Origin of the sequence: Hydrogenophaga sp. (assembly GCF_031426985.1) — a bacterium.
GTDB lineage: Bacteria > Pseudomonadota > Gammaproteobacteria > Burkholderiales > Burkholderiaceae_C > Hydrogenophaga.
The window spans coordinates 1-19,787 of record NZ_JASJOY010000199.1; the positions used below are offsets into that span (position 1 = coordinate 1).

The window sequence follows — 19,787 nt, forward strand, 5'->3', positions numbered from 1 at the left end:
GCCGATGCGGTGGATGTGCACCTCGGGGTCGGGCGTCACGTCCACGTTGATGACGGCGGCCAGGCTGGCGATGTCCAGCCCGCGCGCGGCCACGTCGGTGGCCACCAGCACCGAACAGCTCTTGTTCGCAAAGCGCACCAGCACCTGGTCGCGCTCGCGCTGCTCCAGTTCGCCGAACAGGGCCAGCGCGCTGAAGCCCTGGGCCTGCAGCACGGCCACCAGGTCGCGGCACTGGGCCTTGGTGTTGCAGAAGGCGATGGTGCTGGCCGGGCGGAAGTGCAGCAGCAGCTGGCTGACCACGTGCAGGCGCTCTTTTTCGCCCACCTCGTACCAGCGCTGTTCGATCTGCGCGCTGCTGTGCTGCGCCTGCACCGCGACGGTCAACGGGTCGCGCATGAACTGCGCCGCCAGCTTGGCGATGCCCTCGGGGTAGGTGGCCGAGAACAGCAGGGTCTGGCGCTCCTTCGGGCACTGTTTGGCGACCTTGACGATGTCGTCGAAGAAGCCCATGTCCAGCATGCGGTCGGCCTCGTCGAGCACCAGGGTGTTGAGCGCGTCCAGCTGCAGGCTGCCGCGTTCCAGGTGGTCCATGAGGCGGCCGGGCGTGCCGACCACGATGTGCGCGCCGTGGTCCAGCGTGGCCAGCTGCCCGCGCAGCGGCACGCCGCCGCAGAGCGTGACGACCTTGATGTTGTCCTCGGCGCGCGCCAGGCGGCGGATTTCGGTGGTGACCTGGTCGGCCAGTTCGCGCGTGGGGCAGAGCACCAGGGTCTGCACGGCAAAACGCCGGGGATTCAGGTTGGCCAGCAGGGCCAGGGCGAAGGCGGCGGTCTTGCCGCTGCCGGTCTGGGCCTGGGCGATGATGTCCTGGCCCAGCAGCGCGGGCGGCAGACAGGCCGCCTGGATGGGCGTCATGCTCAGGTAACCGAGCTGCTGCAGGTTGGCCAGGGTGGAGGGGGAGAGGGCGAGGGTGCCGAAATCGGCAGAGGGGGCAGAAGACATGCCCGATTATCGGTGGCCGCCCCCGGCCCGGCGCTTCAGTTGCTCAGGGTGAAGTGGAAGGCCGCGCCCTGACCGGGTTCCGAATAGGCCCAGACCCGGCCGCCGTGGCGCATGACGATGCGCTGCACGATGGTCAGGCCGATGCCGGTGCCGGCGTATTCGTCGTCGCGGTGCAGGCGCTGGAAGGCGCCAAACAGGCGGTCGGCCGATGCCATGTCGAAGCCGCAGCCGTTGTCGCGCACGAAGAACACGGTCTCGCCATGGACCGTCCGGACCCCGACGTCGATGCGCGCCACCGGGCTGCGGGCGCTGAACTTCCAGGCGTTGCGCAGCAGGTTGTCGAGCAGGCTGTGCACCAGCGTCGGGTCGGCCATGGCCTCCAGGTTGGGCGACACCCGTATCTGGACCACGCGATCCGGCTCGGCCTCCATCAGCTGGGCGGCGATCTCGCTGGCCATGTGGCTGATGTCGACCACGCGCAGCTGCAGGGGCATCTGGTTGAGGCGCGCCATGTGCAGCAGCGCGTCGATCAGGGCGCTCATGCGCTGGCCGGCGGTGGCGATGCGGTTGAGCAGATCGAGCCCGTCGTCGCCCAGATCGGTGGGGTGCTCGCGCACCAGTTCGCGGCTGAAGCCCACGATGGCCCGCAGCGGCGCGCGCAGGTCGTGGGCCACCGAGTAGCTGAACGCTTCCAGTTCCTTGAGGCTCTGCTTGAGTTCGGCGGTGCGTTCGTTGACCAGGTTTTCCAGCCCGTCGTTGAGCAGGCGCAGGCGGTGTTCCGCCTGTTTGCGGCTGGACACGTCCTGCACCACGCCGGTCATGCGCCGGCCGGACCAGACCTTGGCGTCGATGCGGATCCAGCGGGCGGTGGTGTTCTGGGTCAGCAGCCGGAATTCTTCGCTGAAGCGGCGCAGCGAGACGAGGCTCTCTTCAAATTTCGCGGCCAGCGCTTCGCGTTCGCTGGGATCGACGCAGGCCAGCAGGTCCGCTAGCGTCGGGGTGGCGTCCTCCGGGCAGCCGAACAGCGCGTTGGTGCGGGCGGAGGCGTTGAACCGCCGGGTGTCGGCATCCAGGTCCACCACGCCCATGTCGGCGGCGTCCAGCGCCTGCTGCAGCAGGCGCTGGTGGTGCAACAGGTCGGACTCCAGCCGGTGCCGCTCGAACGCCATCTGGATGGTGGCGTGCAGCTCGCGCTCTGAAAACGGCTTGAGCAGGTAGCCATAGGGCAGCGTCTTGCGGGCCCGTTCCAGGGTGGAGTCTTCCGAATACGCGGTCAGGTAGATGACCGGGACCGCGTGCGTCTCGCGCAGGCGGGAGGCGACTTCGATGCCGTCCATGTTGCCCTGGATGTGGATGTCCATCAGCACCAGGTCGGGCCGGGTTTCATCGACCAGGTCCAGGCTTTCCTGCCCCGACACCGCGATGGCGGGGACGTCGTAGCCCAGCTGTTCCAGGCGTTGCTGCAGGTTGAAGGCGACGATGCTTTCGTCTTCGACCACCAGGATGCGTGCGGGAGATTTCATGGTGTTCTCGACAGGTGAAAGCGCAGGCTGAAGCGGGTTGGGTCGCGGCGCTGGACCTCCAGGCGGCCGCACAGCTGGCGCGTCAGCAGGTGCACCAGCTGCAGGCCCAGGGAGCTGCCGCGATCGATGATCTGTTCGTCCGGGATGCCCGCGCCGTCGTTGGCGACCGACAGTTCCACGTGGTCGTCGGCATCGCGCACCAGCGACACCCAGATCGACCCCTGGCGGTGGCCGGCAAAGCCGTGTTTGAGCGCGTTGCTCACCAGCTCGTTGACGATCAGGCCACAGGGAATGGCTTCGTTGATGGGGATCTTGACGTCGCTGGCGTCGATCACCATGTTCACGTTGCCCGCCACCATGCCGTAGGACTCCATCAGGGTCGGCAGCAGCTCGCCCAGCAGGCGGTGGAAGTCCACCTGCGCGAAGTCGTGCGACTGGTAGAGCGTCTGGTGGATCATCGACATCGACCGGATGCGGTTCTGGCTGTCGCGCAGCATGCCCACCAGGTCGGGGTCCTTGATGCGCAGCACCTGCAGGTCCAGCAGGCTGTGGACCACCTGCAGGTTGTTCTTGACCCGGTGGTGCACTTCCTCCAGCAGCAGCTCTTTTTCCTGCAGCGCGGCCTGGATGCGCTTTTCGCTCTGTTTGCGCTCGCTCAGGTCCAGGATCACCGACAGGATCATCGGCCCCTCGCCGGTCTGCACCGGGTTGATGCCGATCTCCACCGGGAATTCGCTGCCGTCCTTGCGCACCCCGCTGAGGTCGCGTCCAGCGCCCATGGGGCGGGCCGACGGTTCGGCCAGGAAACCGCTGCGGTAGCCCGGATGGACGGTCCGGTAGCGCCGGGGGATCAGCACCTCGACCGGCTGGCCCATCAGTTCGCTGGCGGTGTAACCGAACGTGGTTTCGGCGAGCTGGTTGATGCGCGTGATCAGGCCGTCCTGATTGACCACAACCATGGCGACCGGGATGCTGTTGAAGGCATGTCCCAGGTATTCATCCAGGCGGATCGTGTGCAGCGGCATCCCGCCGATGCTATGCCGCGCTGCAGCAGGCCGGGCAAGGCCCTGCTTCGTTTGTGGGTATGGCGCGATCCAGTCAGCGCGGGCCGAGGGCGCGCAGTTTCACAAAGGCCAGCGCGGCCATGGTGGCGTCGTTCACCGGGTTGTGGGCCGGGCGCCGGGGCAGCTGCAGGTCGGTCATCAGGGCGTCGAAGCGCAGGTCGATGTGGCTGCCCGGCTGCTGCCGGTATTTGTGGTCGTAGTACAGACCCGAGACCTCGATCTGCGGCTGCGGCAGCGGGATGCCGATCAGCGGCTGCACCAGGCGGTTGAGCATGGCGACGTCGAATTCGAGGAAATAGCCCACCAGCGGGCGCGGGCCGATGAAGCGCAGCACGCGTTCGGCCGCTTCTGCCGGTGACACACCGCGCTCGGCCAGGTCGGCCTCGCGCAGCTGGTGGATGCGCACGTTGTCCGCGGTCAGCGGGGCGCGACCGCCGTCGCTGCGGATCAGCACCTCCAGCCGCTGGCTGGTCAGCACCCGCTGGCCGCGGATGGGCACGGCGCCGATGCTGATGATCTGGTCCTTGGCGCGGTCCAGGCCGGTGGTCTCGCAGTCGATGCTGACCCATTCGTCGGGCGGCGCCGGATCGAACAGGAAGCGGTAGGCCGGGTCGCGCAGCTGGTGCTGGCGCCAGGCGCGTTGCAGGTGCTTCAGCATGGCGGTTTCACAGCGCGTCGAGCCGGAAATGGCTGCGCAGGTGCTGCTTGAAGCGTTTGATGATGGCCAGCGAATCTTTGAGCAGGTCGCGTTCGAGCGTGCCCAGGTCGGACAGCTTCACGCGGTTGTGCACCGCTTCACCCAGCTGCTGCTGGCGCAGGTTGTGCTGCAGCTTCAAGCCCATCAGAAAGCGCAGCGCGTCGGTCAGGTCGCGCGCCAGCGGCGCGTCCAGCTGGTGCTGGCTGGCCAGCAGGTGGATGCGTTCGCTGGTGCCCAGCGCGTCGATGCCGTTCTGCAGCGCCAGCGCGCGCACGCCGTGCACCACCGGGAAGGTGCCCAGCTTCTTGAGGTCGAAGGCCTGCTCCTCGCGCCCGCGCAGCGTGGTCAGGCGGTCCCACCAGGTGCCCGGTTCGCTGAACTGCTCCACCGCGGCGGCAAAACGGGCCAGCAGCGCGTCGCTGCCGTGGAACAGGCCGCGCATGTGCTCGCGCGCGGCGTCCAGCAGGCTGGCATCGCCCGCGACCACGCGCGCGTCCATGAAGATGGCCAGGTGCATGGGGGCGTCCGGGTCGCTGCCCAGCAACCAGTCGGTCAGGGTGGCCTTGAAGCCCGCCAGCGGCTGGCGCCACAGCGGGTTGGTCAGCATGATGTCGCCGGGGCAGGGCGGGTAGCCGCAGCCGGCCAGCGCTTCATTGAAACGTGTGGCCACATCGGCCAGCGTGGCGCATTCAAAACCGTCGGCGACGATCAGGGCGTTGTCCTGGTCGGTCTTGAGGATCTGTTCGCCCCGGCCCTCGCTGCCCATCACCAGCAGGCAGCTGTGGGCCTGCAGATCGGGCGGCGCGATCAACCGCCACAGGCGGGCAAAGATCTGGCTGTTGAGCTCGCTGACCAGGGTGGCGATCACCTCGATCTTCACCCCGCCCTGGTGCAGCAGCTTGATCAGGCCGTCGATCTGCCGGGCGGCGGTCTGCAGTTCGTCCACGGTGGTGGACTGTTCGACCTGCAGCGCGATCAGGTGTGAGTGGTTGGAAATGAAGCTCATCAGGTCGAGCTGGCTGAGCACGCCGACGATGCTGTCACCGTCGCGCACCAGCACGCGGTGCACCCGGTGGCGGATCATGATCAGCAGGGCCTCGAACAGTTCGGTCTCGGGCGTGACGCTGATGAGATCGAAGCGCGCCACCTCGCGCACCGCCAGCTGGGCCGGCGGCAGCGGCCGCAGCAAGGCGTCGCGCAGGTCGGTGGTGGTGAACATGCCCACGCGGGGCTGGCCGTCGGGGCCGGTGTCGCGCACCAGGGCGTTGGTCAGGCTGCGCTCGGCCAGCTGCGCACACAGGCTCACGATGTCGGTGCCACCGTCGACGAAGAAGGGTTTGCGGATGAAGGCGTCGCGCACCTTCACCATCATGAGCGACAGGAACTCGCGGCTCTGGTTGCCTTCGCTGGCGGCCGTCAGGCGCCGGGACAGGTCGGCGAACAGCAGGGCGCTGAAGCGGCTGTTGCCGGCGATCAGCGCCTGCAGCGTGGCCTGCGGCAGCAGGTAGGCGATGACCTCGTCCAGCGCGGTGAGCACGGCCGTGGTGCGGCCCGCCACCACCGCGCGTCCGCCATAAAAATCGTCCGGCCCGTACACCGCGACCACCTCACCGGCTTCCTCGTGCTGCACGTGGCCCTTGATGACGATGTGCACATGCGTGGGCTCCATGTCGGGGTGCAGCACCACGGTGCCGGGCGTGAAGTAGCCGATGTCCACCGTGTCCACCACCCGCTGGCGCTCGGCCGGGGTGAGGCAGTCGAACGGGGCGTGGCCGAAGTTGAAGCTGCTGGGCATGGGGAGATCATCTCCGATAGCAGGGCCATGAAAAAGGCCGCTGGCACTTGCGTGGCAGCGGCCTTGGTCAGCACCGGAAGGGGCTCAGTGACCGGATGCGCTGGAGGCGCCGATGCCGGTCTCCGAACGCACCTGCTGGGCCAGGAAGCCGGCCTTGTCGAGCTTGGCGCGCTCGCTGCCGTCCAGCACAGAGAACAGCCAGATGCCCACGAAGCCGATGGTCATGGAGAACAGGGCCGGCGAGGTGTACGGGAACGGCGCGCTGCCCTTGGCGTTGCCCAGCACGGCTTCCCACACCGAGGCCGACAACACGGTCAGCAACACCGACGAGATCAGGCCCAGGAAGCCGCCGATCACCGCGCCGCGCGTGGTGCAGCCCTTCCACAGCACGCTCATGAAGAGCACCGGGAAGTTGGCCGACGCGGCGATGGCGAAGGCCAGCGACACCATGAAGGCGATGTTCTGCTTCTCGAAGGCGATGCCCAGCGTCACGGCGATGATGCCCAGCGCGATGGTGGTGATGCGCGAGACCTTGAGTTCGGATGCGCTGTCGACCTTGCCCTTCTTGATCACGGTGGCGTAGATGTCGTGCGAGACGGCCGAGGCGCCCGAGAGCGTGAGGCCGGCCACCACGGCCAGGATGGTGGCAAACGCCACGGCCGAGATGAAGCCCAGGAACACGTTGCCGCCCACGGCGTTGGCCAGGTGGATGGCCGCCATGTTGCCGCCGCCGCGCAGGGCGCCCTTGGCGTCCAGGAACTCGGGGTTGGTCAGCACGAAGGTGATGGCGCCGAAACCGATGATGAAGGTCAGGATGTAGAAGTAGCCGATCCAGGTCGTGGCCCACAGCACCGACTTGCGCGCTTCCTTGGCGTTGGGCACGGTGAAGAAGCGCATCAGGATGTGGGGCAGGCCGGCGGTGCCGAACATCAGCGCCATGCCGAAACTGATGGCGGAGATCGGGTCCTTCACGAAGCTGCCCGGGCCCATGATGGAGAAGCCGGCGGTGGCCGCTTCTTCGGGCGTCTTGCCCGCCGTGACGGCCAGGCCGGTCTTGATCTCGACCGCTTTGGCGAACATGGCTTCGGGGCTGAAACCGAAGTTCCACAGCACCATCAGGGCCATGAAGGACGCACCGCCCAGCAGCAGGCAGGCCTTGATGATCTGCACCCAGGTGGTGGCGGTCATGCCACCGAACAGCACGTAGACCATCATCAGCGCACCGACGATCACCACGGCGATGTAGTACTCCAGACCAAACAGCAGCTTGATGAGCTGGCCAGCGCCGACCATCTGCGCGATCAGGTAGAACGCCACCACGACCAGCGTGCCCGAGGCTGCGAAGATGCGGATGGGGGTCTGGGCGAAGCGGAACGCGGCCACGTCGGCGAAGGTGAACTTGCCCAGGTTGCGCAGGCGCTCGGCCATCAGGAAGGTGACCACGGGCCAGCCGACCAGGAAGCCGATCGAGTAGATCAGGCCGTCGAAGCCGTTGGCCATCACGGCCGCCGAAATACCCAGGAAGGACGCGGCCGACATGTAGTCACCCGCGATGGCCAGGCCGTTCTGGAAACCGGTGATGCCGCCACCGCCGGTGTAGAAGTCGGCGGCCGACTTGGTCTTGGCCGCGGCCCACTTGGTGATGAACATGGTGCCGGCCACGAAGGCGGCGAACATGGTGATGGCGGTCCAGTTGGTGGCCTGTTTCTCGGCCTGGCCGAGGTCGGCGCCGGCCGCGATGGCGCCGGTGCAGGTCAGCAGCAGGGCCCAGAGCAGGGCCTGGATGGGGAACTTGGCTTTCATTTCGTCACCGCCTTCTTGATTTCTTCGGTCAGGTCGTCGAATTCGCTGTTGGCGCGGCGCACGTAGATGCCGGTGATGACGACGGTGAACAGGATCACGCCCAGGCCGATGGGCATGCCGATGGTCATGACGCCATCGCCCATGCGCTGGGTGAGAAATTCCTTGTTGAAGGCCACGAGCAGGATGAAGCCGTAGTACACGATCATCATCAGCGCCGTCAGCCACCAGCCGAAGCTCGAACGCTTGGCCTTGAGTTCCTGGTATTTGGGATGGCTCGCAATGCGATGTGCCAGGTCCATTTCCATGGTGTCTCCTTTGTCATGCCGCTCCCGTTCGGGTTGGCCTGTGGCAGGCGATGTCAGGCCGCTGTAAGCCCCGAAGAAGCTTGCAGTGATGCTATGACTATTGATTGACTCGGGTCTTACGCAGCGCAGCAAAACACTGTCGCCCGGGCGCGGTTTTGTCTGACGCGGTTCTGACGCCTGCGCCGTCAGCCGGCGCCCAGGAGGTAGTCGATTTCGGTCTGGCTGAAGCCCGCTGCGCGGCGCGCGTCGGTGTTGAACGGCGGCTTCAGGCGCGGCGCGGCGTGGGTGCGCGCCAGCACGCGGTAGTGCGCCACCGGTTCCAGGCCCTGTCGGTCACAGAGCCAGCCGTACCAGCGGTTGCCAATGGCCACGTGGCCGATCTCGTCGCGCAGGATCACGTCCAGGATCTCGACCGCGCGCAGGGCGGCCGGGGTGCCCACCTTGCGCAACCGGGCCTGGATCAGCGGCGTGGCGTCCAGCCCGCGCGCTTCAAGCGTGCGCGGCACCAGGGCCATGCGCGCGGTGATGTCGTGCTGCGTCTTCACGCACATCTCCCACAGGCCGTTGTGGGCTGGAAAGTCGCCGTAGTCGAAACCCAGGCTTTGCAGGTGCTCGCGCACCAGGCCGAAGTGCGTGGCCTCTTCGTCGGCCACGCGCAGCCAGTCGCGGTAGAAGTCCAGTGGCACGCCGTCAAAGCGCCAGACGGCGTCCAGCGCCAGGTTGATGGCGTTGAACTCGATGTGGCAGACCGCGTGCAGCAGCGCGGCCAGGCCATCGGAGGTGAAGGGTGAGCGGTGCGGCACCTCCATGGGCGGCACCAGCCGGGGTTGACCGGGGCGTCCGGGCAGAGGGGCATCCTCCGGCGGGGTCGGGATGGTCTGGGGCGCCAGGGCCTGTTCCAGCGCGGCGTCGTCGGGCAGCGCCGCCAGCGCCTGCCACAGGGCGTGTGCCGCCTGGGTTTTGGCGGTCGGGTCGTGCAGGCACAGCACGCCCAGCGCGCGCGCGCGCAGGCTCGGTTCGGGACGTTCGGGGGAGGGCATCCCTACAATTCTAGGTTTGCACTTTCCCCGCACTGGAGACAAACCGATGGCGATTTACGAACTCGATGGCGTGGCCCCGCGCGTGGCCGCTTCGGCCTGGGTGGCCGACAACGCGCAGGTGGTCGGCGACGTGGTGCTCGGCGAAGGCGCCAGCGTCTGGTTCGGCGCCGTCTTGCGCGGTGACACGGAGCCCATCACCGTGGGCGCGGGCAGCAATGTGCAGGACGGATCGGTGCTGCACACCGACCATGGCCTGCCACTGACGATCGGCAACAACGTCACCGTGGGGCATCAGGTGATGCTGCACGGCTGCACCATCGGTGACGAGTCGTTGATCGGCATCGGTGCCATCGTGCTCAACGGGGTGAAGATCGGCAAGAACTGCCTGGTGGGGGCCGGCTCGCTGGTGACCGAGGGCAAGGAGTTCCCCGATGGCTCCATGATCCTGGGCAGCCCGGCGCGCGTGGTCAAAAGCCTGAGTCCGGAGCAGATCGAAGGCCTGCGCCGCAGCGCCTTGCACTACACACAGAACGCCGAGCGTTACCGCCAGGGCTTGAAAAAGATCGGCTGACCCCGATCTTCGTGCGTTGATTTTTCCGAAAGCACAGATTGTCCGAACTCCACAAATTCCTGTTTGAAGGCCTGCCGGTGCGCGGCATGCTGGTGCGCCTGACCGACAGCTGGCAGGAAATCCTGCGCCGCCGCCAGCAGGCGGGCGGCTACCCGGCCGCCGTGACCGAGCTGCTGGGCGAGATGACCGCCGCCGCCACGCTGATGCAGTCCAACATCAAGTTCAACGGCGCGCTGATCCTGCAGGTGCAGGGCGACGGTCCGGTCAAGCTGGCCGTGGCCGAGGTGCAGCCCGACCTGAGCCTGCGCGCCACCGCCACGGTGACGGGCGAAGTGGCCGCGGACGCGCCGCTCTCGCACATGGTCAACGTGAACAACCAGGGCCGCTGCGCCATCACGCTGGACCCCAAGGACCGCAAGCCCGGTCAGCAGCCTTACCAGGGCGTGGTGCCGCTGTTCGGTGACCGCCACGAGAAGCTGGAAAAGCTCAGCGAAGTGATCGAGCACTACATGCTGCAGAGCGAGCAGCTGGACACGCGCCTGGTGCTGGCCGCCAACGACCAGGTGGCCGCGGGCCTGCTGATCCAGCGCCTGCCGCTGCAGGGCGAGGCCAACCTGGCCGGTGCCGGCGCGGTGGCCAAGGATGAGGACCAGATCGGCCTGAACGAGGACTACAACCGCATCGCCATCCTGGCCGCCAGCCTCAAGCGCGAGGAGCTGCTGACGCTGGACGCCGAGACCATCCTGCGCCGCCTGTTCTGGGAAGAAGACGTGCGCCGTTTCGAGCCGCAGATGGGCGCGGACGGTCCGCGTTTTGCGTGCACCTGCTCGCGCGAGCGCGTGAGCAACATGCTGCGCAGCCTGGGCCGTGAAGAGATCGAATCCATCATCGCCGAGCAGGGCCAGGTGGAAGTGGGCTGCGACTTCTGCGGCGCCCAGTACCGCTTCGATCCGGTCGATGCGGCGACGGTGTTCCTGCAGGCCGCAGCGCAGCCCCCTGGCTCACCTGGCGTCCACTGACGCCTGCCCGGCGCGGCGTGCCTTCATCCAGAGACGCCGTGGAACTGGCTTTGCCGGGCCGCAGGCGTCCTCCTCCCTCCGGGGGGAGGCCGCACAGCGGCGCAGGGGGGTCACCTTCGGATCGCGTTGGGGAAATACATCGCCGTCAGGCTGCGGCTGTGCACGGGCGAGAAACCCTCGGCCGCCGCTCCACCGGCCTGGCCGTAGCGGCGCCAGTCGCGCACCCAGTGCAGCGCGTCGCAGATCTCCACCAGGCCGATGGTTTCGCGGTCACCGATCAGGATGCCGTGCACCCGCAAGCCCAGCCGCTCCTTGGCCTGGCGCAGCTGCGCCAGGGTGGCGGGCGTGAGGCCAAACTCGCCGTCGCTGACGATCAGCACGTCCGCGTCCTGCCAGCCCTGCTGCTGCACCTGTTCGACGGCGCGTTCGATCGGGGTTTGCACGTCGGTGCCGCCGTCGAAGGCCTGGCCCATCAGGTCCAGCAACGCGTCCAGCCCGGCGGCGGTGCGCGTGAGCGGGCGCTCCAGCAGTTCGCCCGGGCCGCCGAAGGCCAGCAACTGGCAGGCGCGGTCGCCCGCGTGGGCGCTGCGCAGGGCCTGCAGCACACAGGCCTTGGCCACGTTCTCCGGCGCGCCCTGCATGGAGCCGGAGGTGTCCAGGCAGACGATCAGCGGGCCAAGGCCCAGCGGCGCGTCGTGCACCCGGGCGGCGGCGCCGTCGGGCCGGGGGCGCGGGTTCGGGCGCGGGGTGCGCGCGCGGTCGTCGTAGGTCAGCAGCTGCGCTTCGGCAAAGCGCGCGCGCCACAGGCGGCGCAGCACCGGGTGCGTGAGGTTCAGGCTTTCGCTGCCGGTCATGCGCGCCAGCGTGCGCGAGCGGTGCACGCCGTCCACCGCGGTGGGCTCGGGGTGGCGTTCGTCGTCGTCGGTGGGCTGCGGCGCCGCGCGCTCGGGCGCCTGCGTTTCGGGCCGCACGGTGCGCGCCAGTGGCTGGTGCGCGGCCAGCTGGCGCCGGCCCACACCATCGATGAACTGGGCCAGCGCGGGCAGCCGTTCGAGCAGGCCACCGATGCGGCGCGCTTCTGTCCATTCACGCCGGCTGAGCTGGCCCTTGAGATCGTCCCAGTGCAGGTGCGCATGGTCGCCCAGCGACTTGAGCAGCGACAGCGCTTCCTCCCAGCCCTGGCGCTGCAGCGTCCAGTTCTCGCGGAATTCGGCGGCCATGCGCGCGATGGCCTGGGCGCGGGTTTCGGTGGCCGGCCGTTCGATCAGGCTGTCCAGGTGCCAGAGCAGGCTCTGCAGCATCTGGCGCGTGATCGAGGTGCTGCCCTGGGTGAGCGTGAGCAGGTCCAGTTCGGTCAGCAAGGTCCGCAGCGGCCGCACGGCGTCGGGGTCGCCGAAGTCGTGCGCCGCATCGGGCAGGCGGCCGGCCAGCAGCGCGTCGTGCCAGGGCTGGGCCTGCGCCAGCCGCGCCTCGGCCGTGCCGCCGCTGCAGACCACCGACCAGCGCCACAGCTCGCGAGCGATGCCGTCCAGGTGGTGGTAGGGGCGGTCGGCGGGCGCCGCGGACATGGCTCAGCCCTGCCAGCTGACGGGCGTGGGCACGAACGCGGAACGGTCTTCGTCGAGCCGTGGCAGCGTGGCAAAGCCGTCGTGCAGCTCGGCCAGGCGCGTGGCCAGCGCATCGACCTGGCCGCAGCGCTGCGCGTGCACGGTCTCGATGCGTTCGCGCCACGACGGCGGCAGCCAGCCGTGCGCGCGGGCCTGCGCGAGCACGGCCTCGGCGCTGGCGTGCACCTCGGTCTGCACCGCGCTCACGCGCTGCTGCACCTCGGCCACCTGCGCCACGCGCGCGCGAACGTGCAGTTCGCCATAGCGGCGGTGGGCGCGTTCGCTGGTGATGCGCACCAGTTCGCTTTCGGTGCTCGGCCCGGCGATGGCGCGCGCCAGGGCCAGCTTGCCGGCGCTGTCGTCCTGCGCGTCGGCGGGGGCGCGGCGTTCCACGTCCAGCTGCTGCTCGAAGGCGGTCGCGGCGCGTTCGAGCCCGTCGATCGCCAGCGGCGTGGCCTGGGCCACGGTCTGCAGGAACCAGTCGGTCCAGCCGGGCACCTGGTCGGGTTCGGCGGCCAGCGCCAGGGGCAGCAGCCAGGCGTCCCACACCGACACCTCGGTTGCGTCGCGGCTGGCGGCCTGCACTTGCAACAGTGCGGCGGTCTGGCGCCAGCGGCGGTCGGACACGCTTTGCTGCGTCGTCTTCGCGCGTTCGCGCGCCGCGGCCAGCAAGGCGATCACCGCGTCGCCCAGCCGCACCTGGCCGGCCTGCTGGCGCAAGACCCGCAGCGCGGCGGACGACAGCTGCGCATCCGGGTGTGCCTCGCCTTCGGGCAGGGCGGTCTGCAACAGCGCGGCGAAGTGCGCGTCGTCCACCGGCATCACCGGCACGCGCAGCAGGAAACGGTCGTAGAAGGCGTGCAGGCTCTCGTCCTGCGGCACCTCGTTGCTGGCGCCCACCAGGCAGACCAGGGGCACGTCCACGCGGTGCTGGCCGTTGTCGAAACAGCGCTCGTGCAGCAGGCCCAGCAAGGTGTTGAGGATGGCTGAGTTGGCCTTGAACACCTCGTCGAGAAACGCGACTTCGGCCGAGGGCAGGTAGCCCGCGGTCAGGCGTTCGTAGCGGTCGTCTTCCAGGGCCTTGAGCGAGAGCGGGCCGAACAGCTCTTCGGGCACCGAGAAACGGGTGAGCAGGCGTTCGAAATAGTGCGCACCGGGCAGCAGGCGCTGCAGGCGGCGCGCCAGCTCGCTCTTGGCCGTGCCGGGCGGGCCGAGCAGCAGCACGTGCTCGCCGGCCAGCGCCGCCAGCAGCAGCGCACGCGCGGCCACATCGCGCTGGAGCAGGCCACGTTCAAGTTCTTCAATGGCGGCTGTCCATCGCATCCGGCACTCCTGTAGGCTGGTCATCACGAAATTTTGCATCCGGAGAGGGGAAGCCCGCCAAGATGCGGTGGAACCGGCTTTGCCGGGCCACTCGCATCGCCCCCCCGGGGGGGTGACGCGAAGCGGTGCGGGGGGCGTCATTTGCCCGCGGGGGGCGGCTTACAGCCGCTCAAAAATCGCCGCGATGCCCTGGCCGCCGCCGATGCACATCGTGACGAGGGCATAACGACCGTTGACGCGTTGCAGCTCGTACAGCGCCTTCACGGTGATCAGCGCGCCGGTGGCGCCGATCGGGTGGCCCAGCGAAATGCCCGAGCCGTTGGGGTTGACCTTGGCCGGGTCCAGGCCCAGCTCTTTGGTCACGGCGCAGGCCTGGGCGGCGAAGGCTTCGTTGGCTTCGATCACGTCCAGGTCGTTGACCGACAGGCCGGTTTTCTTGAGCACGGCCTGCGTGGCCGAGATCGGGCCCGCGCCCATGAGCTTGGGGTCCAGCCCGGTGTGGGCGTAGCCGACCAGACGGGCCAGGGGCTTGGCACCGCGGGCCTGCGCGGTCTGGGCATCCATCAGCACCACCGCGGCGGCGGCGTCGTTGATGCCCGAGGCGTTGCCGGCCGTGACGGTGCCGTTTTCCTTGATGAACACTGGCTTGAGCTTGGCCATGTCTTCGGGCTTGCAGCCGGCGCGGAAGTGCTCGTCGGTGGCCCAGGCCACGTCGCCCTTCTTGCTCTTGAGCATGACGGGCACGATCTGGTCTTTGAAGCGGCCTTCGGTCGTGGCACGTTCGGCGCGGTTGTGGCTTTCCACCGCCAGCGCGTCCTGCATCTCGCGGGTGATGCCGTATTTGGCGGCCACATTCTCGGCCGTCACGCCCATGTGGATGTTGTGGAAGGGGTCGTGCAGTGCGCCGATCATCATGTCCACCATCTTGGTGTCGCCCATGCGGGCGCCCCAGCGCATGTTCAGGCTGGCAAACGGCGCGCGGCTCATGCACTCGGCACCGCCGCCGATGGCGATGTCGGTGTCGCCCAGCAGGATGGACTGCGAGGCCGACACGATGGCCTGCAGGCCCGAGCCGCACAGGCGGTTGACGTTGAATGCCGGCGTGCCTTCTGCGCAGCCGCCGTTGATGGCGGCGACGCGCGAGAGGTACATGTCTTTCGGCTCGGTGTTGACCACGTGGCCGAACACGACGTGGCCCACGTCCTGACCGGTGGTGTTGGCGCGGGCCAGGGCTTCGCGCACGACCAGCGCACCCAGTTCGGTGGGCGGGCTGTCCTTGAGACTGCCGCCAAAGGTACCGATGGCGGTACGGACAGCGCTGACGATCACGACTTCACGGCTCATGGAATGCTCCTCGTTGGGTGGGGTGTGGGGATCAACCGTGCATGGTAAGTCCGGCCGGCTTACATCGGCCTTGTGCCGAGTCAAGCGCAGGACAGGCGCGGTGGTTGTTCGGGTGGGGTGGAAATTGGAATCTGACCCCGTTTTTCCAGCACACGCCGTGGAACCGGCTTCGCCGGGCCACAGGCGTGGTCCCCCAGGGGGGCCGAGGGCCGCGGCTCCGAGCCTGCCTGCGCAGGCTTGGACAGCCCGAGGGAGCATCGGCTCTGACGATGCTGCGGCCTGCAAGGCGCGCGCAGCGGCGCAGGGGGGGACTTCTATTCCCTCACGTCGGCCACCGGCTGGTCGCCGAAATCGGGGCGCTGCAGCCAGCCCAGCACGCGGGCGGCGGCTTCTTCGGGGCTGGTGAGCTGGCCCTGGCGTTGCAGGTCGACAAAGCGCTCGCGGTCGGGGAAGGCGGCCGGGTCTCCGCCGCGCAGCTGCTCCTGCATCTCGGTGTCGATCACGCCCGGCGCCAGCGACACGAGCCTGGCGCCGTGCTCGCGCTGGGCCTCGTCCAGCGCGCTGCAGCGGGTGAAGTGGTCCAGACCGGCCTTGGCCGCGCAGTACGGCGCCTGGGCGGCCATGGCATGGCGACCCAGGCCGCTGGAGATGTTGAGCACCTTGCGCGGGCCGCGCCAGCCGGCGGTGATCCAGTGGCCGGTGGCGCGCAGGAAGGCCGCGGTCAGCTGCATGGGCGCTTCCAGGCCCACGCGCAGGGCGTCTTCCAGTTCGTTGCCCGGACACTGGTCGATGGGGCCGATGCGCGGGATCATGCCGGCGTTGTTGATCAGGGTGGCGCTGGCGATGTCGGCGGTGGGCTGCGCGTCCAGCCAGGCGTCCAGCCGCACGGCCACCTGGCTGGGCTGGCTCAGGTCCATGGACCACTGCACCAGCGTGGCCCCGCGCAGGCGGGCGAGTTCTTCCAGCTCGGGCGTGGTGCGGCGCGAGATGCACAGCAGGATGCGGTCGGGCGTGAGCAGGTGGCGGGCCATGGCCAGGCCCATGCCGCGCGAGGCGCCGGTGAGAACGGTGAGGTGTTGGGCGGCAAGGCTCATGGTGTGCGGTGTCGAATCGATGGGCAGGTTCGAGGGGATCAGAACGGGCAGGGGGCTTCAAAACGCATCATCGCACCCGTGACGGGGTGCTCGATGTCCAGGCGGCGCGCGTGCAGCAGCAGGCGGTCGGCCAGGGCTTCCTGTTCGGGGCTGGCGTACAGCGGGTCGCCCACGATGGGGTGGCCGATGGCCTGCAGGTGCACGCGCAGCTGGTGCGAGCGGCCGGTGACCGGGTGCAGGTCCAGCCGCGTCATGCCGGGGCCGGGCGGCGGCGCGTCGGCCAGGCGCCAGTGCGTCAGGCTGGGTTTGCCGATCTCGTGGCTGACGATGCTGCGCGGGCGCGCCAGCCAGTCCAGGATCAGCGGCAGGTCGATGCTGTTCCAGCCGTTGTCGGGCAGGGGGTTGACCAGTTCACCGGCCACCACGGCTTCGTAGCGCTTGTGGGTGCGGCGTTTTTCAAAGCACTGGCTCAGGTGGCGCTGTGCTTCGATGCCGCGCGCCATGACGACGACGCCCGAGGTCGCCATGTCCAGCCGGTGCACGACCAGCGCATCAGGGTAGGCGGCCTGGGCGCGGGCGCTCAGGCAGTCCTGCTTGTCGGGGCCGCGGCCGGGCACGGCCAGCAGGCCGGCGGGTTTGTCGAACACCAGCAGAGCGTCGTCGGCGTGCAGCACGCTCAGCCCGCTGGGCACCGCCACGCGCGTGGCTTGCGGGCCGGGGGGCTGGGGGCTGTGGCTGGGCGCCGCGCTCACGGTGCCGTGCCCAGCGCCTGCAGCAGCTCGGCCGTGTCGAGGCTGCGTGCCGCGCCGAAGCCCGCCACCTGGCGCGCGCCCTGTGGGCGCAGGCGCACGAAGCGGAAGTCGCCCAGTGTGGTCATGGGCTCGGCTTCGGGGAAGCGCGCCAGGTAGGCGGCGCGGCAGGCCTGTGCGTCGGCTTCGTCGCGGGCCTCGCTGGCCTGCACGTCCAGCGTCGCGCGGGGCAGGGCGTGCACCGGCTGGCCGGCCACCTCGGCCTGGCAGATCAGCAGCGAGGCGCGTGGCGTGCGCTGCAGGTTGTGCGTGTGGGCGGCCAGGCCGCTGATGTGGATGACCAGGCTGCGGTCCAGCGGATCGACCGCGAACGGCACCATGGACACGAAGGGCGCGCCGTCCTCGCCCAGCGTGCCCAGGGCCGCCACGCGCTGAGAGCCGATCAGTTCGCGCAGCGCGGTGGTCAGGCGGGCTTCGTGGGCCATGGGCCGGCGGTGGCTCAGCGCACCAGCAGCTCGGCGCGGCGGTTGCGCGGCTCGGCCACTTCGTCGTCGGTCGGCACCGCGGGTTCGCGTTCGCCGCGGCCCACGGCGTCGATCAGCGCGGCCTTGAAGCCGCGTTCGATCAGCAGGGCGCGGATGGACTGGGCCCGCTCCAGCGAGAGTTTGTCGTTGGCTTCGAGCGAGCCCTGGCGGTCGGTGTGGCCGGTGACCACGATCTCGCCGCCAGCGCGCGCCTGGGCGCGGGCCACGATGTCGGCCAGCCGCGCCTGCGAGTCGGCCGTGAGCTGCGAGCTGCCGGGTTCGAACTCCAGCACGAACTTCTCGGGCGAGGGCGGGCGCTGCGACAGCAGCTGCGGGTAGCTCTGGCGCAACTGGTCGGCGCTGGTGGTGGCGGTGCCGATGCTGCCGCTGCGCGCGACCTCGGCCACCTGGTAGGGCTGGGTCAGCAGTTGCTGGCCCTCGCGGGTGCTGACCACCACGCCGCTGGCGCTGCCATCGGCCTGCGGCAGCAGGGTCACGCGGGTGGTGGGGGCGCAGGCGGCCAGCAGCGCGCTCAGCGCCAGAAGGGTGAACAGCGGGCGGGTCATCGGGCGGCCTCGGTTTCGACAATGAAATCGGTGCCGCGCACGCCCACCACCGAGGTGGGCGTCTGCACCTTGAACAGTTCGGGGTTGACCTTGGCCAGCAGGCCGGTGACCACACGCACCGAACCCTGCAGCAGGTCGAGCAGGAAGTTGCCCTTCTGCGTGGTCGAGTCGAACTGGAAGCGGCTGAGGTCCACCGTGCTGTTGGGGCCCACGGTCAGCGCCGTGCCGTCCTTGAGCACGATGGTCGCGGCGCCGCTGGCACCGGTGCTCACGCGCTCGCTCTCGCGCAGGCCGTCACCGGGCTGGGGCGCGCGGCGCTGGGTGGCGGGGGTGCCGGCGCTACCGACCCAGGCTTCGCCCTGCACCTGCTTGAAGGTGCCGGCGCGGGGCGCTTCGGCGGGCGCAGCGGTCTGCGCATGGCTCAGGGGCGCGGCCAGCAGCAGCGCCATCAACAGGTGCAGGGTAGGGGGCAGTCGCATGGGGGCTCCGGCAGGGCGGTCGCTCCCGGGCAGGGGCCCGGGATGTGACGCAAAAGAACTCAAAAGGCTTCAGAAGGCGGCCGATGGTACCGGAGCCGCGCCGCGCGTAGCAAGCCGTTGCCCCCAGGTCGGACCCTAAAATGCGAGGCTCGTCACGTTGTTCTTGCTGCGATGCGCCGCCGGCGATCGCCTACTCCCCCCTCCATCCCATGACCCTGTTGCTCGCGCCCATGGAAGGCCTGCTGGACGCGACCCTGCGCGACGTGCTCACGCGCGCGGGCGGGGTGGACCGCTGCGTGAGCGAGTTCATCCGCATCACCAACACCCTGCTGCCCGAACGCGCCTTCACCCGCGTCGTGCCCGAACTGCTCAACGGCGGGCGCACCTTGGCCGGCGTGCCGGTGCGGCCGCAGTTGCTGGGCTCCGACCCGGCCTGCCTGGCCGAGAACGCGGCCCGCCTGGCCGGCCTGAGCCCGTTTGGCGTGGACCTGAACTTCGGCTGCCCGGCCAAGACGGTGAACGCCAGCCGCGGCGGCGCCGTGCTGCTGGACGAGCCGGAACTGATCGGCCGCATCGTCGGCGCCGTGCGCCGCGCCGTGCCGGCCCACCTGCCGGTGTCGGCCAAGATGCGGCTGGGTTTTCACGACGACGGCGTGGCCGAGGACTGCGCGCTGGCCATCGCTGCCGCGGGGGCCGACGAACTGGTGATCCATGCGCGCACCAAGGCCCACGGCTACCGGCCGCCGGCCTACTGGGAACGCATCGCCGAGGTGCGGCAGGTGCTGCCGGCCGGGGTCATGCGGGTGGTGGCCAACGGTGAGATCTGGACCGTGGAGCAGGCGCAGCGCTGCCGCGCCGTGACCGGCTGCGACGCGATCATGATCGGCCGCGGCCTGGTGACCGACCCCGGCCTGGGGCTGGCGATCCAGGGGCAGCCCGGGGGTGCGCCCTGGCCGGACATGCTGCCCCTGCTCCAGCTGTTCTGGCGACGCGTGTGCCGCCGGGTGGAACGGCGCCACCGCGCCGGCCGGCTCAAGCAGTGGCTCAATTACCTGCGCAAGACCTACCCCGAGGCGCAGGCCGCGTTCGACGAATTGCGGGTGTCCAACGACCCGGCCCACATCGAGGCCTGGCTGGCGGTGCACGCGCCGCGGCCGCACCGCTTGCCGGGGGAAGTCGATGCGTTGGACAGACCCTCGGGCCTGCATTGCCTGCCACAGAACCCCATGTCCGCGCCGCCGGCGGAGTTTGAGGTGGCGTGTTAAGGTCCGGCCCCGTTCCA

At 69.3% G+C, this 19,787-nt stretch carries 19 protein-coding genes; 3 read left to right on the forward strand and 16 right to left on the reverse strand.

Going from position 1 to position 19,787, the window contains the following annotated elements; all coding sequences use genetic code 11:
• From dbpA to RMP09_RS20615, 8 genes are all read right to left on the reverse strand, one after another.
• Positions 1 to 1,002 (reverse strand): ATP-dependent RNA helicase DbpA (gene dbpA / locus RMP09_RS20580; protein ID WP_310567837.1); only part of this gene is annotated, 1,002 nt, incomplete at its 3' end.
• Positions 1,003 to 1,037: 35 nt separating this feature from the next.
• Complete coding sequence (locus tag RMP09_RS20585) at positions 1,038 to 2,525, reverse strand: response regulator (protein WP_310567838.1); 1,488 nt, start codon at positions 2,523 to 2,525, stop codon at positions 1,038 to 1,040.
• Positions 2,522 to 3,550 carry a sensor histidine kinase gene (locus RMP09_RS20590; protein ID WP_310567839.1) on the reverse strand — a complete coding sequence of 343 codons (1,029 nt, stop codon included), beginning with the start codon at positions 3,548 to 3,550 and terminating at the stop codon, positions 2,522 to 2,524. The genes RMP09_RS20585 and RMP09_RS20590 overlap by 4 nt, the downstream gene beginning before the upstream one ends.
• 73 nt (positions 3,551 to 3,623) lie before the next feature.
• Positions 3,624 to 4,247 carry a 3'-5' exonuclease gene (locus tag RMP09_RS20595; RefSeq protein WP_310567840.1) on the reverse strand — a complete coding sequence of 208 codons (624 nt, stop codon included), beginning with the start codon at positions 4,245 to 4,247 and terminating at the stop codon, positions 3,624 to 3,626.
• Between the two features lie 7 nt (positions 4,248 to 4,254).
• The gene (locus RMP09_RS20600; protein WP_310567841.1) at positions 4,255 to 6,081 is read right to left on the reverse strand and encodes a putative nucleotidyltransferase substrate binding domain-containing protein; all 1,827 of its coding nucleotides are present in this window, start codon (positions 6,079 to 6,081) and stop codon (positions 4,255 to 4,257) included.
• Positions 6,082 to 6,165: 84 nt separating this feature from the next.
• Positions 6,166 to 7,884, reverse strand: coding sequence for a cation acetate symporter (locus RMP09_RS20605; RefSeq protein ID WP_310567842.1), 1,719 nt, complete (start codon positions 7,882 to 7,884; stop codon positions 6,166 to 6,168).
• Positions 7,881 to 8,189, reverse strand: coding sequence for a DUF485 domain-containing protein (locus RMP09_RS20610; RefSeq protein WP_310567843.1), 309 nt, complete (start codon positions 8,187 to 8,189; stop codon positions 7,881 to 7,883). Before RMP09_RS20610 ends, RMP09_RS20605 begins: the two co-directional genes overlap by 4 nt.
• A gap of 185 nt (positions 8,190 to 8,374) precedes the next feature.
• Positions 8,375 to 9,229: a ferritin-like domain-containing protein gene (locus RMP09_RS20615; protein ID WP_310567844.1), complete on the reverse strand. Its 855-nt coding sequence runs from the start codon at positions 9,227 to 9,229 to the stop codon at positions 8,375 to 8,377.
• A gap of 46 nt (positions 9,230 to 9,275) precedes the next feature.
• Here RMP09_RS20615 and RMP09_RS20620 point away from each other — a divergent pair, with 46 nt between their 5' ends.
• Positions 9,276 to 9,800, forward strand: a complete 525-nt coding sequence (locus RMP09_RS20620; protein ID WP_310567845.1) for a gamma carbonic anhydrase family protein — start codon at positions 9,276 to 9,278, stop codon at positions 9,798 to 9,800.
• A gap of 38 nt (positions 9,801 to 9,838) precedes the next feature.
• Positions 9,839 to 10,819, forward strand: coding sequence for an Hsp33 family molecular chaperone HslO (locus RMP09_RS20625; protein ID WP_310567846.1), 981 nt, complete (start codon positions 9,839 to 9,841; stop codon positions 10,817 to 10,819).
• Positions 10,820 to 10,929: 110 nt separating this feature from the next.
• Here the strand turns inward: RMP09_RS20625 and RMP09_RS20630 are convergent, their stop codons facing one another.
• From RMP09_RS20630 to RMP09_RS20665, 8 genes are all read right to left on the reverse strand, one after another.
• Positions 10,930 to 12,387, reverse strand: coding sequence for a vWA domain-containing protein (locus RMP09_RS20630; RefSeq protein WP_310567847.1), 1,458 nt, complete (start codon positions 12,385 to 12,387; stop codon positions 10,930 to 10,932).
• A 3-nt stretch (positions 12,388 to 12,390) separates the two neighbouring features.
• Entirely contained in the window at positions 12,391 to 13,749 is a 1,359-nt protein-coding gene (locus RMP09_RS20635) for an AAA family ATPase (RefSeq protein ID WP_310567848.1), read from the reverse strand.
• A gap of 159 nt (positions 13,750 to 13,908) precedes the next feature.
• On the reverse strand, positions 13,909 to 15,093 hold the full coding sequence (bktB, locus tag RMP09_RS20640) for a beta-ketothiolase BktB (RefSeq protein ID WP_310567849.1): 1,185 nt from the start codon (positions 15,091 to 15,093) through the stop codon (positions 13,909 to 13,911).
• A gap of 314 nt (positions 15,094 to 15,407) precedes the next feature.
• On the reverse strand, positions 15,408 to 16,187 hold the full coding sequence (locus RMP09_RS20645) for an SDR family NAD(P)-dependent oxidoreductase (RefSeq protein WP_310567850.1): 780 nt from the start codon (positions 16,185 to 16,187) through the stop codon (positions 15,408 to 15,410).
• A gap of 38 nt (positions 16,188 to 16,225) precedes the next feature.
• Positions 16,226 to 16,939: an RluA family pseudouridine synthase gene (locus tag RMP09_RS20650; RefSeq protein ID WP_409559767.1), complete on the reverse strand. Its 714-nt coding sequence runs from the start codon at positions 16,937 to 16,939 to the stop codon at positions 16,226 to 16,228.
• Positions 16,936 to 17,421, reverse strand: coding sequence for a HugZ family protein (locus tag RMP09_RS20655; RefSeq protein WP_310567851.1), 486 nt, complete (start codon positions 17,419 to 17,421; stop codon positions 16,936 to 16,938). Before RMP09_RS20655 ends, RMP09_RS20650 begins: the two co-directional genes overlap by 4 nt.
• Positions 17,422 to 17,435: 14 nt before the next feature.
• On the reverse strand, positions 17,436 to 18,026 hold the full coding sequence (locus RMP09_RS20660; RefSeq protein WP_310567852.1) for an OmpA family protein: 591 nt from the start codon (positions 18,024 to 18,026) through the stop codon (positions 17,436 to 17,438).
• Complete coding sequence (locus RMP09_RS20665) at positions 18,023 to 18,505, reverse strand: FecR family protein (protein ID WP_310567853.1); 483 nt, start codon at positions 18,503 to 18,505, stop codon at positions 18,023 to 18,025. Before RMP09_RS20665 ends, RMP09_RS20660 begins: the two co-directional genes overlap by 4 nt.
• A gap of 209 nt (positions 18,506 to 18,714) precedes the next feature.
• Here RMP09_RS20665 and RMP09_RS20670 point away from each other — a divergent pair, with 209 nt between their 5' ends.
• Positions 18,715 to 19,770: a tRNA-dihydrouridine synthase gene (locus RMP09_RS20670; protein WP_310567854.1), complete on the forward strand. Its 1,056-nt coding sequence runs from the start codon at positions 18,715 to 18,717 to the stop codon at positions 19,768 to 19,770.
• Positions 19,771 to 19,787: the final 17 nt, after the last annotated feature.

What these genes read in the sequence shown, in the direction of transcription:
- RMP09_RS20605 (WP_310567842.1), bottom strand. Translation starts at nt 7,884, where the DNA reads ATGAAAGCCAAGTTCCCCATCCAGGCCCTGCTCTGGGCCCTGCTGCTG.
- RMP09_RS20620 (WP_310567845.1), top strand. Translation starts at nt 9,276, where the DNA reads ATGGCGATTTACGAACTCGATGGCGTGGCCCCGCGCGTGGCCGCTTCG.
- RMP09_RS20615 (WP_310567844.1), bottom strand. Translation starts at nt 9,229, where the DNA reads ATGCCCTCCCCCGAACGTCCCGAACCGAGCCTGCGCGCGCGCGCGCTG.
- RMP09_RS20585 (WP_310567838.1), bottom strand. Translation starts at nt 2,525, where the DNA reads ATGAAATCTCCCGCACGCATCCTGGTGGTCGAAGACGAAAGCATCGTC.
- RMP09_RS20600 (WP_310567841.1), bottom strand. Translation starts at nt 6,081, where the DNA reads ATGCCCAGCAGCTTCAACTTCGGCCACGCCCCGTTCGACTGCCTCACC.
- bktB (WP_310567849.1), bottom strand. Translation starts at nt 15,093, where the DNA reads ATGAGCCGTGAAGTCGTGATCGTCAGCGCTGTCCGTACCGCCATCGGT.
- RMP09_RS20630 (WP_310567847.1), bottom strand. Translation starts at nt 12,387, where the DNA reads ATGTCCGCGGCGCCCGCCGACCGCCCCTACCACCACCTGGACGGCATC.
- RMP09_RS20590 (WP_310567839.1), bottom strand. Translation starts at nt 3,550, where the DNA reads ATGCCGCTGCACACGATCCGCCTGGATGAATACCTGGGACATGCCTTC.
- RMP09_RS20670 (WP_310567854.1), top strand. Translation starts at nt 18,715, where the DNA reads ATGACCCTGTTGCTCGCGCCCATGGAAGGCCTGCTGGACGCGACCCTG.
- RMP09_RS20595 (WP_310567840.1), bottom strand. Translation starts at nt 4,247, where the DNA reads ATGCTGAAGCACCTGCAACGCGCCTGGCGCCAGCACCAGCTGCGCGAC.
- RMP09_RS20635 (WP_310567848.1), bottom strand. Translation starts at nt 13,749, where the DNA reads ATGCGATGGACAGCCGCCATTGAAGAACTTGAACGTGGCCTGCTCCAG.
- RMP09_RS20660 (WP_310567852.1), bottom strand. Translation starts at nt 18,026, where the DNA reads ATGACCCGCCCGCTGTTCACCCTTCTGGCGCTGAGCGCGCTGCTGGCC.
- RMP09_RS20645 (WP_310567850.1), bottom strand. Translation starts at nt 16,187, where the DNA reads ATGAGCCTTGCCGCCCAACACCTCACCGTTCTCACCGGCGCCTCGCGC.
- RMP09_RS20655 (WP_310567851.1), bottom strand. Translation starts at nt 17,421, where the DNA reads ATGGCCCACGAAGCCCGCCTGACCACCGCGCTGCGCGAACTGATCGGC.
- RMP09_RS20610 (WP_310567843.1), bottom strand. Translation starts at nt 8,189, where the DNA reads ATGGAAATGGACCTGGCACATCGCATTGCGAGCCATCCCAAATACCAG.
- RMP09_RS20665 (WP_310567853.1), bottom strand. Translation starts at nt 18,505, where the DNA reads ATGCGACTGCCCCCTACCCTGCACCTGTTGATGGCGCTGCTGCTGGCC.